Origin of the sequence: Mesobacterium pallidum, assembly GCF_019966535.1 — a bacterium.
Taxonomy (GTDB): domain Bacteria; phylum Pseudomonadota; class Alphaproteobacteria; order Rhodobacterales; family Rhodobacteraceae; genus Mesobacterium; species Mesobacterium pallidum.
Map to the genome: position 1 here is coordinate 186891 of NZ_JAIMID010000009.1, position 15828 is coordinate 202718.

Here is a 15828-nt window from a genome sequence, read left to right on the forward strand (position 1 = left end):
CGGATCAGAACAGGACCAGATCGGATTCCAGCGCCACCAGGTTGTTCACCCCGACCAGCAGGATCGTGTCCCCGCCGCCGAAGTTGAACACCGTGCTGCCCGCCACCACCGTGGCGTGGTCGGCGATGACCTGCGCTTCGGTCTTGCCGCCGCCCCAGAGCGCGGCGTCGAGGTGCAACTCGTCCGCACCCAGGGCAAAGTCCATCACGGTGTCGGCATGGTCGCCGTCGTTGAAGATGATCTGGTCCGCGCCGGCGCCAGTCACGATCGTGTCGTCGCCGCGATCGCCGTACAGCACGTCTGCGCCGCCGCCGCCGTCGATCGAGTCGAAGCCGAAGCCGCCGTGGATCGTGTCGCTGCCGAAGGCACCGTAGAGCGTATCAAAGCCCGCCCCGCCGTCGATCAGGTCCGCGCCCGACAGGCCGTCGATCGTGTCGTCGCCGCTGCCGCCTTCCAGCACGTTGTTGCCGGTCGTGCCCTCGATGTAGTTGTCAAGAGCGTTGCCGGCCCCGTTCAGGTCGCCGCCGATCAGGAACAGGTTCTCGACATTCGCGGCCAGGCTGTAGTTGATGGTCGCCACGACCATGTCGTTGCCCTGCGCGTTCAGCTCGATCACGACGTCGCCGGCATCGTCGACGTCGTAGCGGTCATCGCCGCCGTTGCCGGACATGGTGTCCGCCCCGGTGCCGCCGTCCAGCGTGTCCTTGCCGCCTCCGCCGTTCAGCTCGTCATCGCCGGCGCCGCCCAACAGGACGTCCCAGCCATTGTTGCCGTTCAGCGTGTCGTTGCCGGCGCCGCCATCGATCGTGTCGCCCTGCTTGCCGCCGTTGATGACATCATTGCCATCCTCGCCGTTCAGCAGGTCGTGGCCGTTGTTGCCCTTGATGTCGTCGTCGCCCGCACCGCCGTAGACCGTGTCCGAACCGCCCTTGGCCGTGATGGCGTTGGCGCCCGCGTTGCCGGTGATGACGTTGTCGAGCCCGTTGCCGGTGCCGAGGATGTCATCGGGGCCGATCAGCGTCAGGTCCTCGACATTGGCGGTCATCACATGGCCGAAGCTGGAGTAGACCAGGTCGTGGCCCCCCGTGCCCGAGGTCTCGGACACGACGTCGTTCCAGCTGTCGACATAGTAGACGTCGTCACCGCCGCCGCCGACCATGGTGTCGTTGCCGGCCCCGCCGTCCAGCGTGTCGCCGCCGGCGCCACCCTCGATCAAATCCGCGCCGCCTTCGCCCGCAAGGCTGTCCGCGCCGGCGCCGCCGATCACGGTGTCCTGGCCCCAACCGGCAAGGATCGTGTCATTGCCCGCCGCGCCATCCAGCACGTTCGACCCGTTTTCCGCAATGATCGTGTTGTCCAGCGCGTTGCCGGTGGCGTTGAGGTCCAGGCCGCCGGTCAGCAGGCCATCCTCGACCTCGTCGGCCAGCAGGATGTCGGCGGTGAAGGAATGCATGGTGTCATGCCCTTCGCCGCCGACTTCGATCACCACCTGGGAGGCATTGTCGATCTCGTAAAGATCGTTGCCGGCCCCGCCCAGCATGGTGTCGGCACCCGAGTAGCCGCGCAGGTCGTCATCCCCGTCGCCGCCCTCGAGACGGTCGTCGCCGTTGCCGCCCAGCAGCGTGTCGTTGCCCGCCATGCCCTGGATGGTGTCGTTGCCGGCGTTGCCGTCGATCCAGTTGTCGACGGCATTGCCACGCAGCAGCTCGCCCGTGCCGTCGGCGCCCATGATGTTCTCGAAGTTGATCACCTGTTCGCTGCCGGCCGAGTAGGACCAGACACCGGCCGTCAGGTCGATGGTGACGGGCACACCCCAGCTGTAGTGGCTGACGTCGAAGGTATCGATGCCCGCGCCGCCATCATAGATGTCACCGTCGATAGAGCCGCCGTCGGTCATCCGCACCAGGTCGTCGCCGTCGCCGCCCTCGATCGTGTCGGCGCCGCCGCCATCCTCGATCGTATCGTTGCCGCCGTTGCCCATGATGTGGTTGGCGCTGTTCGAGCCGATCAGCGTCTCGCCGACGCCGGCGCCACCCGAGATATTCTCGAAGGCCAGCACCGCCTCGGTGCCGCCCCCGGTGCTCCAGACGCCTGTCCCAAGATTGACGGTGACCGGCCCGCTCCAATTGTGGGCGCTGATGTCGAACGTGTCGATCCCGGTGCCACCGTTGAAGTAATCGCCGACCATGCCGTCATCTTCCGCGTAGACGGTGTCGTCTCCCGTACCGCCCAGCACACTGTCGGTGCCCGTGCCATCGTGCAGCTTGTCGTTGCCGTCATTGCCTTCCAGCGTGTCGTTTCCGCCGCGCCCGAAGACGGTATTGGCACCGCCGCCCATCTGGATGTGGTTGGCGCCCGCCGTGCCCAGGATCGTTTCGGACCCGGTCGCCGCGAAGGTGGCGTTGTAGTTCTCGAAGTTCTTGTAGCTGATCGTGGTCGAGGGCGAGCCCGCGAAGAAATACTCCCCGGTCTCGAGGTCGATCGTGTTAAGGGAGGTCAGGTTGACCGAGTATTCCAGCGTGTCGATCCCGTCGCCGCCGTCATAGGCGTCGGCACCGGCGTTGAAGTGGCGCACAACGTCGTTGCCGGCCCCTGCATCGACCGCGTCGACGCCGCTATTGCCATCGATGGTGTCGTCACCGTCGCCGCCGTAGAGCGTGTCGTTGTTATCGCCGCCCTCGATGGAATCGTTGCCGGTGCCGCCCTGGATCGTATCCTCGCCCGCGCCACCTTCGAGCACGTCGTTGCCCGAGCCGCCGTCGATGGAATCGTCACCGCCGTCGCCTTCGAGCGTGTCGTTGCCGCCGTTGCCCTCGAGCGTGTCGTCGCCGTCACGGCCCGCGACGGCGTTGCCGCCGTTGGACATCTGGATGTGGTTGGCGCCCGAGGTGCCCAGGATGCCCTCGCTGCTGGTGCCCGTGAAGGTGCCGTTGTAGTTCTCGAAGTTGGTGTAGGAGATCGAGGTCGAGGCAGTGCCGTTGTAGAGATACTCGCCCGACTCCAGGTCGATCACGTGCAAAGAGGTCAACCCGATGGAGTATTCCAGCGTATCGATGCCGTTGCCGCCGTCATAGACGTCCGTTCCGCCGTTGAAGTGGCGCACAACGTCGTTGCCGCCGCCGGCGTAGACGGTATCCACCCCGGCCCCGCCGTCGATCGTGTCGTTGCCTTCGTAGCCGTAGATGACGTTGTTACCGCTGGAGCCGGTCAGGCTGTCGCCGTAGGAATAGCTCCCGCGCAGGTGCTCGATGCTCAAGAGGGTGTCCGTGCCATCCCCGCCCGAGGCCGTTCCGGTCTCGAGGTTCACCGTGACGCCGGAGGTGGCGTAGTAGTAGTCGACCGTGTCCTCGCCGTTGCCGCCGCTGATGTAGTCGTTGCCGCCGTTACCCCGCATGTAGTCGTCGTCGTTGCCGCCGTACATGGTGTCGTTGCCGTCGGAGCCATAGAGGTAGTCGTTGCCGTCCCCGGCCGACATCCAGTTGGTCTCAACATCGACGCCGGTCGAACTGGACGAGCCATAGAGCGTGTCGTTGCCGTCATCGCCGTACATCGTGTCGTTGCCGCCGGCACCGACCATGTAGTCGTTGCCCGAGCCCGCGCTGGTGGAGCTTTCGCCGCCCTTCATCCAGTCGTTGTCTTCCTCGCCGTAGAGGTAGTCATTGCCGGTGCCACCATACATGGTGTCGCCGCCCGTGCCGCCGCGCACCGTGTCGTCGCCGCCATTCGCGATGATCGAGTCGTTCCCGCCCTCGGATTCGATGGAATCGTCTTCGGAGGTGGACTGGATCGTCTCGGACGAGCCGTCGCCGAAGATCTTGATGTGGTCGCCTTCGTTGCCCCAGGTGGTGAAGGTCCAGCCCGAGATGTCCAGCGCCGCCGTGTTGATGTGGATCTCGATGATATCGGTCGAGCCGCTGTTCTGGTTGCCGTCGATCAGCAGAGCCGTCGCGAACTCGGTGCTGCTGTCCAACTCCTGACTGTCCATGATGAAGGTCTTGTCGACATCGCCGCCGTCTGCGTAGAACTCGATCTCTTCGATGGACGAGACGTCGAAGCCGCGCGTATCGACCACGGAGCCGTTGACGCCGGTCAACAGGATCTTGTCGGTGCCGTCGCCGCCGTACAGGTTTTCGCCGGCGTCGGCGCCCTGGCTGTTGGTGTAGACAAAGGTGTCGTTGCCGTCGCCACCGTACATGGTGTCGTCGTCGCCTTCGCCTTCCAGCCGGTCGTTGCCGCCACCGCCGGACAGGTAATCCAGGCCCGAGCCGCCCAGCAGCGTGTCGTTGCCGAGATAGCCGTAAAGCGAGTCGTTGCCGCCGTTCCCGTCGAGTTCGTTGTTGTAATCGTTGCCAAGAATGGAATCGTGACCCGACCCGGTCCAGGCGTTCTCGATGATCGTACCGGCCGCGATGCCCATGTTGCCGATCAGCCCGCCCACGTCCGAGAAGGACCCGTAGCTGGACGAGGTGATGACCGCCAGGCGCACCGTCTGGTCGGCGGTGGAATTCGAGAAGTTGACAGTGTCGTTGCCGCCGCCGTCGACCAGGGTGAAGGCGTTGTCGTCGTAGCGCGTCGCCAGGTTGGCATAGGCGCGGCTGGTGGTGGTGGTGATGTTGGTGTTGTAGCCATACATCGTGTCGCCGGTGAAGGCGTTCGAAGTGCCATAGCCGTAGACTGAATAAAGGTCGGTCAGACCCTCAAGGTCGGCCAGCTGGTAGGTGATCGGCGTCACGCTCGACGCGGTTACATCCGGGTTGGCGCCCTGGCTGAGGTAGGACATCAACGACATCTGGTCACTGTCGTTGTAATAGACCCGGTCGCTCAGCACGTAAGAGCTGTTGTAATCACCCGCGTGGCCCAGGCCCATGGCATGGCCGATCTCGTGCAGGATCGTGGTGAAATAGCTGTCGCCCGGCCCGGTCGAGCTGCCCGGCAGGTGCACGACCGAATAGTCGATGGAGCCGGTGTTGGCCGAGTCGTAGGTTTCGGGGCCAGCCCAGTTGCCGCTGTTGTTGTCAAAGAAGAACAGGTCAACAGCGGACGAGGTTGAGGTCGTCTCGATGAAGTTGATGCCCAGCACTTCCTCGAGCAGGTCAAAGACGTCGCGGATGTCTTCATGCAAGTCCGTGGCGATGCCGTTGCTGTCGGAATAGGTGCCCCAGGGCGTCACCAGCGAGGGCATGTTGGTCAGGTTGTAGTAAAGGATGCCGTTGTTGGCGCCGGCGCTCATGTCGAAGTAGCGCGTGCCGGTCCAGCCGTAGGCATCGTTCCACCAGCCGGTGCGCAGGTAGTTCGAGAAATCCTGGATCGTGCCGTTCGACGTGGGCGCCGAGGGCGGTCCGTCGCCGTCGCCGGCGCCTTCGGACGGTTCGCGGTTGCAGCCAGGGCAGCCGCATTTGTCACCAAGGGCGACCTCGAGCAGCGGACCGAAATCGTAGGTCTGCGTCACCTCGACATCGGCGGCCATGATCGCCAGTTCTTCGTCGGTCGGGCCATCGTCGACAGGCGGGTTCAGCGCATCGTCGTCCAGCGCCGTGATGTCGGCATCGTCATCGCCGTCATCGGACGCGGCCGGCGCGGCAAGCGCGCTTTCCTCTGCGTCGTCCTCTTCATCCTCGGCGAGGTCGACCTCTTCGGCCAGGACATCGATGTCGACCTCGGCGGCCGGGGCGTCCGGGCCGTCATCCTCGGGCAGCTCAAGCTCGGGCGCGTCCGCGGACGAGGCCGGAGCCGCGTCGGCCGGAGCAGCCCCGGCGGTGTTCACGGCACCTGCGCCCTGCGCGGCCATGGCGCCCGAACCCGGCGCGGTCTCTTGCCGGCCCGGCGCGCGCTTGTCACGGCCGCCCGCTTCGCTCGAGGTGTCGTCTGCAGGCGTGGAAAATTCTTCGGGGGAAAACTCGTCGAAATCCATGTCAGTCTCCTACTTCCCCGAATGGGGAACCTGGTTGGAATAAGTCGATCAAAAGACGATCCAATGGCGGACCGAGGTTGGTCTGATGACGCAACGGTAACACAGAAGCGTGACGGAGACAGGGTCAGAAATTCCGGACCTTTCCCCGTAACCGGAACTTTCCGCAGCGACACTGCAGTCATAGGGCGAAATCTGTTTTCGGATCGATACCTGCGCTTGTATCGCGCCATCGGCAGGATTCCGCGCACCCTTCCGTTGCGTCACCCTGAAATCACCCGTCCGCTGGGCAGCGCAGCAGAATCGCCCCCGCGCGGGCGCCGTTGGCGACGATATCATGGGCCTTGGCGCAGTCCTCGAGCGCGAGAACCTCGGCGATGCGGATGTCCAGCGCGCCGCGCGTCAGCAGGTCGGTCAGATTTGCAATCGCACGGTCCCGCTGCGGCTGGGACAGCAGGTAGACCAACACCATGTCCAGCGTCACCGCCTTGAACATCATCTCGTAGAACGGCACCACCGGAGACATGGTCCGGGCCGACCCATAGGCCGCGATCGTGCCGCGCGTGGCGATCACATCCGTACAGAGGCGTACGTTCTCGCCGAACTCGACCTCGACGATGCGGTCCACGCCCTGCCCGCCCGTCTCTTCGAGGATCTTCGCCGCGAGCTCGGGGTCGGTATAGTCGAACACCGCCTCGGCCCCGGCCTCCCGCGCGGCTTCAAGCCCCGCCCCGCGCGCCGTCGCCAGCACCCGCGCGCCCGAGGCACGGGCCACCTGGATCGCGATATGGCCCACCGTGCCGGCCCCGCCGGACACAAGCACTGTCTGGCCATCGACCTCGCCTCCGCCCAACACGCTATGGGTCGCGGTGAGGCCGGGGATGCCCAGCGTCGCGCCCACGTCGAAGGACACGGCTTCGGGCAGCGGCACGGCCTGCGCCGCGGGCAGGGTGATGTACTCGGCCGCGGTGCCGAAAGCGCGCTGCCACTGGGCGTTCCACGTCCAGGCTCGCTGGCCGACGCGCGCCGGGTCCACCCCGTCGCCCACGGCCTCGATCACGCCGGCGCCGTCGCTGTGCGGCACGATCTGGGGAAAGGGCGGTCGCGTGACCCCGGGGCGCGACCCGGCGCGGACCTTGACGTCCGACGGGTTCACGCCCGAGCGTTCGACACGCAGCAACACCTCGCCCGGCGCCGGGTCGGGCGTGGGCAGGTCGGCGAGGGTCAGGACCTCGGCCGCGGGGCCGAAACGGTCGTAGGTGATGGCGCGCATGGATGCTCCTTCGGGTCAGGTATCAAGATGCTTGGCGGCGGACTGAATCAGGGCCAGCGCGCGGTCGGCGTCGCCCAGTTCCTGCGTCAGCAGCAGCGCCAGCTTGGCAAAGAACAGCTCGCGCCGCGCGGCCGGCACGGCGTCGATCTGCCGGGCAAGTGCTTCGTAGATTTCTTCCAGCTCAAGCGCTTGCATCGGGGTCTCCTCCCAGGGCGTGGTCCAGTGCCGCGCGTATGGTGTCGGTCTCGGCCCGGGCCCAGCGGGCAGCTATATGCCCGTCCGGTCGCACGAGGTAGGCGGTGCGCGGGGCTGCGGACAGCATGCGCGCGGCCTCGCTGTCCGGGGGCAGGATGACGGTGTGAAGGTCGGGATGGGTGACGGTCAGCGCCGGATCGCAGGCCAGCAGCGTGAAGCCGGGGCCCAGACGGTCCGACAGGAAGCCGCCTTCAACCCGCGTCTCGGGCAGCGCGGCGCCGGGCACCGGCCCGCCGGCAAAGCGGGGATCATCGGCAGCCACAACCGGGCTGTCGGCATAGGTGTAGGGCGTCATCTGGCGCGGGTTCGCCAGTTGCCCCGCCCATGGATGATCAAGCGCGAGGCCAAGCGCCGCATCCCGCATGAGCGTCCAGCCGACGCTTGGCGGCGTCATGAACCGCGCCGATTTAGATGCATTTTCAAAGACATCCAGCGTGGCCCCGCGCCGTTCGGGCGAATAGCTGTCCAGGAGCTGCTCGGGCGCACGCCCCCGCACCACCCGCGCCAGTTTCCACGCGATGTTGTCGGCATCCGCCAGCCCGTTGTTCAGCCCCCGCACGCCGAAGATCGGCACGATATGCGCGCTGTCGCCGACAAAGAACACCCGCCCGTCGCGGTAATCGTCGAGCGCCAGCGTGTTGGCGGAATAGATGCTCCACCATTCCAGCTCCCACGGGCCCTGATGCCCGATCTCTTCCAGCACCGCCGCGACCGAGGCGCGCACGACCTCCTCGCGCACCGCTTCCGTAGCGTCCTCGCCCTCGCCCAACTGATAGTCGATGCGCCAGATGTCATCGGGCTGGCGATGCACCAGCACCGTCCCGCCGCGCCGGCAATCGGGGTCGAAAAGCGCCCGGCGGATCGTCGGGTAGTCATGGGCCATCTGCACGTCGGCGATGACATAACGCCCCTCGTAGTTCTCGCCCTTCAGCCGCAGCCCGCGCATCGCCCGCACGGCGCTGCGCGCGCCATCGGCGGCAAGCAGCCAGTCGGCTGCGAAGTCATAGCTGCCGGTCGGGTCCTCGACACTCAGCCGAACGCCTCCGTCCATGTCCTGAACGCCGTTCACGCGGCTTTGCCAGCGAGTTTCGATCAACGGCTCGCGGGCGACGGCCTCCCAAAGGTAGGCTTCGATGAACTGCTGCTGGATATTGTACATGGGCCGGAATTTCTCGGACCCGCTGTCGGGCATGTCGAACTCGAGGATCTGCCGCCCACGGTAAAAGCTGCGCCCCGTGGTCCAGGGCAGCGCCTTTTCGAGAAACGGCGCGACGGCGCCCAGCCGCTCGAGGATATGAAAGCTCGACCGCGACACGCAGATCGCCCGGCTGCCGTCGTTGAACGTCGCCTTGGCGTCGAAGAGCACGCAGCGCACCCCGGCCCGCGCCAGCCCCAGCGCGGCGGTCATGCCCACGGGCCCCGCGCCGACGATGGCCACGGGCGCCGCGCCACCCCGCTGCGCGGGCGGATCGAACTGCGGATAGGTGAAATACAGCGAGTCCGTCTCGCCCCGCCCCTGCGGTCTCATCTGGCCCCCTCCTTGCCCTCTGCACCGGTGTAGCGGCCCCGCCGCCCCCTGTCTGCCCCCGATCCGCGCAGACCCCCGCCGAAGGCGCGGGCAATCCGCCGCAACCGGGCGAAACCGCGCGCCGCCCCCCTTGTTCCCGGGACCGCCCGACCCCATACCCAACACGACACAGATGGAGCCACCATGACTTTCCGCGAACGCCTGTCCGACCAGCTTGACCGCCCGATCGTGCGCAACACGATCATGGGGGTGATCCTGTTCAACGCCGCCATCCTCGGGCTCGAGACCTCGGACACGGTCATGGCGACGGCCGGGCCACTGATCATTTTCCTCGATATGCTCTGCCTCGCGGTCTTCGTGGTGGAACTGGCGGCGAAACTCTACGCCCGCGGCTGGTCCTTCTTCCGCTCGGGCTGGAGCATCTTCGACTTCGTCATCGTCGCCATCGCGCTGGTGCCGGCCGCGCAGGGGCTGTCGGTCTTGCGGGCGCTGCGGATCCTGCGGCTCTTGCGCGTCATCTCGGTCGCGCCGACCCTGCGCCGCGTGGTCGAAGGCTTCGTGACCGCCCTGCCCGGCATGGCCTCGGTCTTTTTGCTGACGGGCGTGATCTTCTACATCGCGTCCGTGATGGCCACGAAACTCTTCGGCCCCACCTTCCCGGACTGGTTCGGCACGCTGGGCCTGTCGGCCTATTCTCTGTTCCAGATCATGACGCTGGAAAGCTGGTCCATGGGCATCGTCCGCCCGGTGATGGAGGTCTACCCCTACGCCTGGGCCTTCTTTGTCCCGTTCATCCTGATGACCACCTTCGTCGTCGTGAACCTTGTCGTCGGCCTGATCGTCAACTCGATGCAGGACGCCCATGCCGAGGAATCCAACGCCGCCACGGACGATTACCGCGAGACCGTTCTGCGCCGGCTGGAATCGATCGAGGCCAAGCTGACCCGCGGCGACTAGAGGATCACGCGCGGCTCGGGCAGGCCCGTGATGCCGGCCGGGGCTTCGTAGACGCAGCCCTGCGCGTCGTCGGGGCTGTCGAGGTTCTCGCGCGCCGTGGTGACGTAGAGCGTCGTCAGCTCCGGCCCGCCAAATGCCGGGCAGCTGGCATTCGTCCCCGGCACCGCGATCGCGCGATCGAACGCACCTTGGGCCGTGTAGCGCGCCACCCGGCCCGCGCCCCATTGCGCGTTCCAGACCCCGCCATCGCTGTCCACGACCGCGCCGTCGGGGTTCAGCCCCTCGGCGCGCAGGTCTAGGAACACCTCCGCCTCGCCCTCGGGCCAGCCATCGGCGTCCAGTGCCTGGGTCATCACGCGCTTGCCGAAGGTGTCGGTGAAATAGCCGCGCCGGCCGCCGGGGGCGAAACAGATGGCGTTCGGGATGGTGATCCCGTCGTGCACCTTGCGGAAATCGCCGCGGTAATAGCGGTAGATCGCCCCGGCGCGCGGCTCGGCCGCCTTGCCCATGGTGCCGATCCAGAAGCCGCCCATCGGGTCCGCCCGCCCGTCATTCGACCGGGTCACCGGGTTGTCCGCCTCGAGCGGCGCCACCCGGTCCCGTTCCCCGGTCGCGAGGTCGAACCGGTAAAGCCCCGTCTCGGAGGCCATCAGCAGCGTGTCCCGGTCCACCCATCCGGCCGCCGAGACATGGTCTTCGAATTGCCAGTGCCTCGGGCTGTCGCCGTCGCGGGTCAGCAGCCGCTTGCCAAGGATGTCGAACCAGAACAGCTGGCCGCGCTCGGGGTGCCACAGTGGCCCCTCGCCCAGCTCGCACATCCGGTTGTCGAAGATCGTGGTCATGTCGGTGCCTCCCTGTCGTAGCGCGCGACGATTTCTTCCGCCCGGGCGCGCACCTCGGCGGCGCTGCGGCCCGGCGTGTAAAGCGCGGTCCCGATGCCGAACCCCGTCGCGCCCGCCGCGAACCAGTCCGCGAAATTGTCCGGTTTCGCGCCGCCCACCGCGAACAGCGGAACATCGGGGGGCAAGACCGCCTTCATCGCCTTCAGCCCCTTGGGACCGATCAGGTCGCCGGGGAAAAGCTTCAGCCCGTCCGCCCCGGCCCGGAGCGCGGTGAAACACTCGGTCGGCGTCATGGCGCCCGGGTAGCAGGTCATGCCCGCGGCCTTGGCGGCCGCGATAACCTCGACGTTGGTGTCGGGCGCGACGACCAGCGTACCGCCCGCCTCGCCCACGCGGGTCACATCGGCCGGGCTCAGCACGGTGCCCGCGCCGATTTCGGCCCGGCCCGCCAGCGCCTCGGCCATAAGGCGGATCGAGGTCAGCGGGTCCGGCGAATTCAGCGGCACCTCGATGCGGCTGATGCCGGTGCGCACCAAGGACTCGGCTACCGAAACCGCGTCCTCTGGCGTGATGCCACGCAGGATGGCAATGATCTGTCGGGTCATGTCTACGCCTCTGTCAGCCTGGCATGAGCGGCTTTCAGACCGGCCAGGGTCATGGCCGCGGCCGCCTCGCGCAGGATCACCGCGCCCTGCGCCTCGAGCGCCCGGGCATAGAGATCCGCCTGCGCCCCGTTATCGAGCACCGCCAGCTGCTGCCCCAGCCAATACGCCCGCGTCGCGGCCAGCTCCGCCCCGATCAGCAACCCGGCCAGCCGGCCCCAGGCCGCACCGCCGGGCTGTCCTAGCAGCAGGTCGGCCGCCCGGATCGAGAAGAGCTCGGCCGCCATGCGTTCGGGCCGCGACAGGGTCGCCGCAACGGCCGCATCGAAGGCGGCAAGGTCGGGCGTCTCGGCCCCGAGACTGTGCCGCAGGACCGACTGGGTGGACAGCAGCGCAAAGAGCTCACCGGTCATGAAGCTGCGAAACGACACGACCTCGCCCGCGCTGACATGGACCCACTTGGTGTGGGTGCCGGGCAGCAGGACGATCCCGTCGAACTTGGGGCGGGTGGCCAGCAGGCCGGCGACCTGCGTCTCCTCCCCGCGCATGACATCCGCAGGGGCGGCCTGGCTCAGCCCCGACAGGATGCGCACCGACAGGCGCGGATCGCGGGTCGGCGCCTGCATCACCCCGTCCCCGGTCGGTGCGCAGGGCACGGCGGCATAGGGCGCCTCGACCCAGCCCTGCCGCGCCCCGGCCATGCCGCAGACGACGACCTGCGTTACGATGCCCTCGGGCAACCAGTCCCCGACGAGCTCCAGAAGCGCCGGCTCGAATCCTTCGGGCGCGAGTTGCCCCATACCCCTGTCCGACCGCGCCGACTGCACGACGGACCCGCCTGCGTCGAGGCCCCAGGCCCGCAGCGCGCTGGTGCCCCAATCGACGGCGATCCAGGCCAGGCCCGCGCTCATCTCGCCCCCATGCCTTTCATTATTCCGAAAATACTCCGGGGGAGTCCGCCAGCGGCGGACGGGGGCAGCGCCCCCTGATCCGTCTGCCTCACTGCAGGTCCCCCGGCAACAGCGCATCCGGCAGGTTCTGGTAGCAGACCGGCCGCAGGAAGCGCCGGATCGACAGCGTCCCGACCGAGGTCGCGCCGAAGTTGGTCGAGGCCGGGTAAGGCCCGCCGTGCACCATGGAGTCGCAGACCTCGACCCCGGTGGGGAAGCCGTTGGCCAGCACCCGGCCCGCCTTGCGCTCCAGCACCGGCATCAGCTTCTGCGCCAGCGCCGTGTCCCCGTCGTCAAGATGCAGCGTGCAGGTCAGCTGCCCATGCAGGCTGCGCGCGACCTCGAGCATCTCCGCCTCGTCCGAGGCACGGACCACGAGGCCGAGGGGGCCAAAGACCTCTTCCCCAAGCGCCTCGTTTTCCAGCCACTCCATGCCGGTGGTGGCATAAAGATAGGGCGTCGCGTTGCGCAGGTCGCAGGTCGAGGTCATCACCTCCTGCACCCCGGCCGAACCCGCCACCCGGTCGCGCCCCGACCGGTAGGCCGCGGCGATGCCGTCGGTCAGCATGGTCTGCGCGCCCACGGGCTCGAGCGCCTTGCCCGCGCCCTCGACAAAGGCATCCGCATCGGGCCCCTCGATCAGCACCGCGATCCCGGGGTTGGTGCAGAACTGCCCCGCGCCCATGGTCAAGGAGCCCGCCCAGCCCTCGGCAATCGCGCCGCCGCGTGCCGAGACTGCGCCGGGAAGGATGAACATCGGGTTAACTGAACCCAGTTCACCGAAAAACGGGATCGGATCGGGCCGCTGGGCGCAGAGATCGAACAGCGCCCGCCCGCCAGCCAGCGAGCCGGTGAATCCTACGGCGCGGATTAACGGATGTGTAACCAGTGCCGTGCCAACATCCCGCTTGCCGCCCTGAATCAGCGAAAACACACCCGGAGGAACGCCACAGGATTTGATTGCAGCAAGAATCGCCTCGGCCACGATCTCGCCCGTGCCAGGGTGGGCGCTGTGCCCCTTGACCACCACCGGACAGCCGGCCGCGAGCGCGGCCGCGGTGTCGCCGCCCGCCGTGGAAAAGGCCAAGGGGAAGTTCGACGCGCCAAAGACCGCCACGGGCCCGATGGGACGCTGCACCATCTTCAGGTCCGGCCGCGGCAGCGGCTGCCGGTCCGGAAGCGCCGCGTCATGGCGCCGGTCGAGGTAGTCGCCGCCCAGGATATGCTCGGCAAACAGGCGCAGCTGCCCGGTCGTGCGCCCCCGTTCGCCCTGCAGACGTGCGGCCGGCAGACCCGTCTCCTGGGTGCCGATCTCGGTGATCGCCTCGCCCCGCGCCTCGATCTCGTCCGCAATGGCGGTCAGGAAGGCCGCGCGTTCCTCGCGGCTGGTGTAGCCATAGGTCCAGAACGCCTCTTCCGCCGCCTTGCAGGCCTGGTCCACCAGGTCGGGCGTGCCAACGGCGAACTCATGCGCCGGGCCATGGGCGGGTTCCGAGGCAAAGGTGGTCTCGCCAGAGGTCCAGTCGCCCGCGACCAGGTGCTTTCCATGGGGGGTGAATGTCATGTCCTCGCCTCTCTGTTACTTGCCCCAGCGCAGGGCAATCAGGTCCATCTCGCGCGACAGGCTCAGCAGCCGCGCCTTTGTCCGCTCGCTCATCGGGGTGAGCGGGTGGCGCACGTGATCCGATCCAATCACCCCGCCCTCCTTCATCACCACCTTGGCCGCGCGCAGCCCGCATTGCCGGTTCTCGTGGTTGATCAGCGGCAGGCAGCGCGTCCATTGCGCAAGCGCCTCGTCGGTATCGCCCGCATGGTAGCGCGTGACAATGGGCCGGATATGTTCGGGTTGCAACGCGCTGGTCATCGTACCGGTGCATCCGGCGTCGAGATCGGCCAGCAGAGTCACCGCTTCTTCACCGTCGAAGGGCCCGACGATATGGTCCCCACCCGCCTCGATCAGCTTGGCCAGCTTGTCGGCGGCAAAGGGGGTTTCGATCTTGAAATAGCTCACATTCTCGATCTCTGCGGCCATGCGCACCAACAGCGGCACCGGCAGCGACACGCCCGAGAGCGGCGCGTCCTGCACCATGATCGGGATCGAGATCGCGTCGGACACGGCCGCGAAATGTTCAAAGATCCCCTGTTCCGAGGGCACGAGGCCAACACCGTGATAGGGCGGCATCATCATGACCATTGCCGCGCCCATCGCCTCGGCCGCTCGGGCCCGCGCGGCCACGACACCGGTATGGAAGTGGCTGACCGTCACGATCACCGGCACGCGGCCGGCGACATGCTCGAGGCTGATCCTCATCAACAGGTCCCGCTCGGCATCGGACAGCAGGAACTGTTCCGAGTAATTGGCAAGGATGCAGATCGCGTCCACGCCCTGGTCGATCATGCAGTCGAGCACGCGGCGCATGCCGTCCTCATCCACTGCGCCGTCGTCGTGAAAGGGTGTCGGGGCCACGGGCAGGATGCCGGTCAGAGGGGTCTTCATCGGTGGGTCCTTTCGTCGTCCCGCGTCACGTGAAAGCGCGACACCTGGGTGTAGCGCGCGCCCGGGCGCAGGGTGATATCGGGGTAATCGGGGTGGTTCGGGGCGTCGGGCCAGTGCTGCGGCTCGATCGCGATCCCGGCATGGGCGCCGTAGCGGTGGCCGGAATGCGTCGCGAGCATGCCGCTGTCCACCGCCGTGCCATCGTAGATCTGCAGGCCCGGCGCGGTGGTCGACACGTCCAGCCGCAGCCCGCCGCCGCGCAGGGTGCAGGCCGGGTGCATCGTGCCTGCCGCACCGTCGAGGCAGAAGTTGTGGTCGAGCAGCGTGTCGCCCGGTTTGACCACGGGCCGCGGCGCACGGAAATCGAACCGCGTCGTGGTGACCGGAGCCGGATCGCCCAACGGTATCAGATGGGCATCGACGGGCAGGTACCGCTCGGCCACGATGGAGAGGCGATGGTCACGGATGTCGGGGCCGCCCGAGAGGTTCCAGTAGCCGTGATGGGCGATATTGCAGAAGGTCAGCGCGTCGGTCTCGGCCGCGTAGCTGATCTCGAGCGCGCCATCGTCGCCCAATCGGAAGCCCGCCGTGAGGACAAGGTTGCCGGGAAAACCCGCCTGCCCGTCCGGCAGCACCACCCGCAGCCGGCAAAAGCCGGGCCCGTGGTCGAGGAAGTCCCACACCCGGTCCGGCGCGGCGCCGCGCCCGCCATGCAGCGTCGTGCGGTCCTTTTCGTTGCGGTCGAGGTCCAGGGCACGCCCGTCCAGCAGCGCCCGCCCCCCGGCGATGCGGTTGGCGACGCGACCGACCGTCGCGCCGTACCAACGCATCGCGCCGAGATAGGCGTCGATGGTCGGGGACCCCAGCACCAGCGCGTGATCGACCCCCGCCATCCGCAGATCCTGCAAGATGGCGCCAAGCGTCAGCACATGCGCGGTCATCCCGCCTCCGCTGATCGACAGACGATGAACCGCCTCGCCGTTACGCTCTCCGAAAATCTCTGTCATCCCGCGCCC

Annotated in this window: 11 protein-coding genes; 1 reads left to right on the forward strand and 10 read right to left on the reverse strand. The window is 67.5% G+C overall.

The features are described from left to right. Positions 1 to 4: 4 nt before the first annotated feature. From MF270_RS14860 to MF270_RS14875, 4 genes are all read right to left on the reverse strand, one after another. A complete protein-coding gene (locus MF270_RS14860; protein WP_272490764.1) occupies positions 5 to 5911 on the reverse strand; it encodes a M10 family metallopeptidase C-terminal domain-containing protein in 5907 nt (1968 codons plus the stop codon). Positions 5912 to 6182: 271 nt separating this feature from the next. Then, complete coding sequence (locus tag MF270_RS14865) at positions 6183 to 7181, reverse strand: NADPH:quinone reductase (RefSeq protein WP_238366684.1); 999 nt, start codon at positions 7179 to 7181, stop codon at positions 6183 to 6185. A 15-nt stretch (positions 7182 to 7196) separates the two neighbouring features. Next, positions 7197 to 7376: a hypothetical protein gene (locus MF270_RS14870; protein WP_238366685.1), complete on the reverse strand. Its 180-nt coding sequence runs from the start codon at positions 7374 to 7376 to the stop codon at positions 7197 to 7199. Continuing rightward, the gene (locus MF270_RS14875; RefSeq protein WP_238366686.1) at positions 7363 to 8964 is read right to left on the reverse strand and encodes an FAD-dependent monooxygenase; all 1602 of its coding nucleotides are present in this window, start codon (positions 8962 to 8964) and stop codon (positions 7363 to 7365) included. The genes MF270_RS14870 and MF270_RS14875 overlap by 14 nt, the downstream gene beginning before the upstream one ends. Before the next feature lie 183 nt (positions 8965 to 9147). Between MF270_RS14875 and MF270_RS14880 the strand changes: the two genes are divergently transcribed. Beyond that, entirely contained in the window at positions 9148 to 9921 is a 774-nt protein-coding gene (locus MF270_RS14880) for an ion transporter (RefSeq protein ID WP_238366687.1), read from the forward strand. Here MF270_RS14880 and MF270_RS14885 read toward each other — a convergent pair. The 6 genes from MF270_RS14885 to MF270_RS14910 all read right to left on the reverse strand — a co-directional run bounded on the left by MF270_RS14885 (position 9918) and on the right by MF270_RS14910 (position 15819). After that, positions 9918 to 10763: an SMP-30/gluconolactonase/LRE family protein gene (locus MF270_RS14885; RefSeq protein ID WP_238366688.1), complete on the reverse strand. Its 846-nt coding sequence runs from the start codon at positions 10761 to 10763 to the stop codon at positions 9918 to 9920. The genes MF270_RS14880 and MF270_RS14885 overlap by 4 nt on opposite strands. Beyond that, positions 10760 to 11368 carry a 2-dehydro-3-deoxy-6-phosphogalactonate aldolase gene (locus MF270_RS14890; RefSeq protein ID WP_238366689.1) on the reverse strand — a complete coding sequence of 203 codons (609 nt, stop codon included), beginning with the start codon at positions 11366 to 11368 and terminating at the stop codon, positions 10760 to 10762. The genes MF270_RS14885 and MF270_RS14890 overlap by 4 nt, the downstream gene beginning before the upstream one ends. Before the next feature lie 2 nt (positions 11369 to 11370). Continuing rightward, entirely contained in the window at positions 11371 to 12276 is a 906-nt protein-coding gene (locus MF270_RS14895) for a 2-dehydro-3-deoxygalactonokinase (protein WP_238366690.1), read from the reverse strand. Between the two features lie 88 nt (positions 12277 to 12364). Beyond that, positions 12365 to 13879 carry an aldehyde dehydrogenase (NADP(+)) gene (locus MF270_RS14900; RefSeq protein WP_238366691.1) on the reverse strand — a complete coding sequence of 505 codons (1515 nt, stop codon included), beginning with the start codon at positions 13877 to 13879 and terminating at the stop codon, positions 12365 to 12367. Between the two features lie 15 nt (positions 13880 to 13894). Then, on the reverse strand, positions 13895 to 14812 hold the full coding sequence (locus tag MF270_RS14905; RefSeq protein ID WP_238366692.1) for a dihydrodipicolinate synthase family protein: 918 nt from the start codon (positions 14810 to 14812) through the stop codon (positions 13895 to 13897). Continuing rightward, positions 14809 to 15819, reverse strand: a complete 1011-nt coding sequence (locus tag MF270_RS14910; protein ID WP_238366693.1) for an aldose epimerase family protein — start codon at positions 15817 to 15819, stop codon at positions 14809 to 14811. Before MF270_RS14910 ends, MF270_RS14905 begins: the two co-directional genes overlap by 4 nt. Positions 15820 to 15828: the final 9 nt, after the last annotated feature.

What these genes read in the sequence shown, in the direction of transcription:
- MF270_RS14860 (WP_272490764.1), bottom strand. Translation starts at nt 5,911, where the DNA reads ATGGATTTCGACGAGTTTTCCCCCGAAGAATTTTCCACGCCTGCAGAC.
- MF270_RS14865 (WP_238366684.1), bottom strand. Translation starts at nt 7,181, where the DNA reads ATGCGCGCCATCACCTACGACCGTTTCGGCCCCGCGGCCGAGGTCCTG.
- MF270_RS14870 (WP_238366685.1), bottom strand. Translation starts at nt 7,376, where the DNA reads ATGCAAGCGCTTGAGCTGGAAGAAATCTACGAAGCACTTGCCCGGCAG.
- MF270_RS14875 (WP_238366686.1), bottom strand. Translation starts at nt 8,964, where the DNA reads ATGAGACCGCAGGGGCGGGGCGAGACGGACTCGCTGTATTTCACCTAT.
- MF270_RS14880 (WP_238366687.1), top strand. Translation starts at nt 9,148, where the DNA reads ATGACTTTCCGCGAACGCCTGTCCGACCAGCTTGACCGCCCGATCGTG.
- MF270_RS14885 (WP_238366688.1), bottom strand. Translation starts at nt 10,763, where the DNA reads ATGACCACGATCTTCGACAACCGGATGTGCGAGCTGGGCGAGGGGCCA.
- MF270_RS14890 (WP_238366689.1), bottom strand. Translation starts at nt 11,368, where the DNA reads ATGACCCGACAGATCATTGCCATCCTGCGTGGCATCACGCCAGAGGAC.
- MF270_RS14895 (WP_238366690.1), bottom strand. Translation starts at nt 12,276, where the DNA reads ATGAGCGCGGGCCTGGCCTGGATCGCCGTCGATTGGGGCACCAGCGCG.
- MF270_RS14900 (WP_238366691.1), bottom strand. Translation starts at nt 13,879, where the DNA reads ATGACATTCACCCCCCATGGAAAGCACCTGGTCGCGGGCGACTGGACC.
- MF270_RS14905 (WP_238366692.1), bottom strand. Translation starts at nt 14,812, where the DNA reads ATGAAGACCCCTCTGACCGGCATCCTGCCCGTGGCCCCGACACCCTTT.
- MF270_RS14910 (WP_238366693.1), bottom strand. Translation starts at nt 15,819, where the DNA reads ATGACAGAGATTTTCGGAGAGCGTAACGGCGAGGCGGTTCATCGTCTG.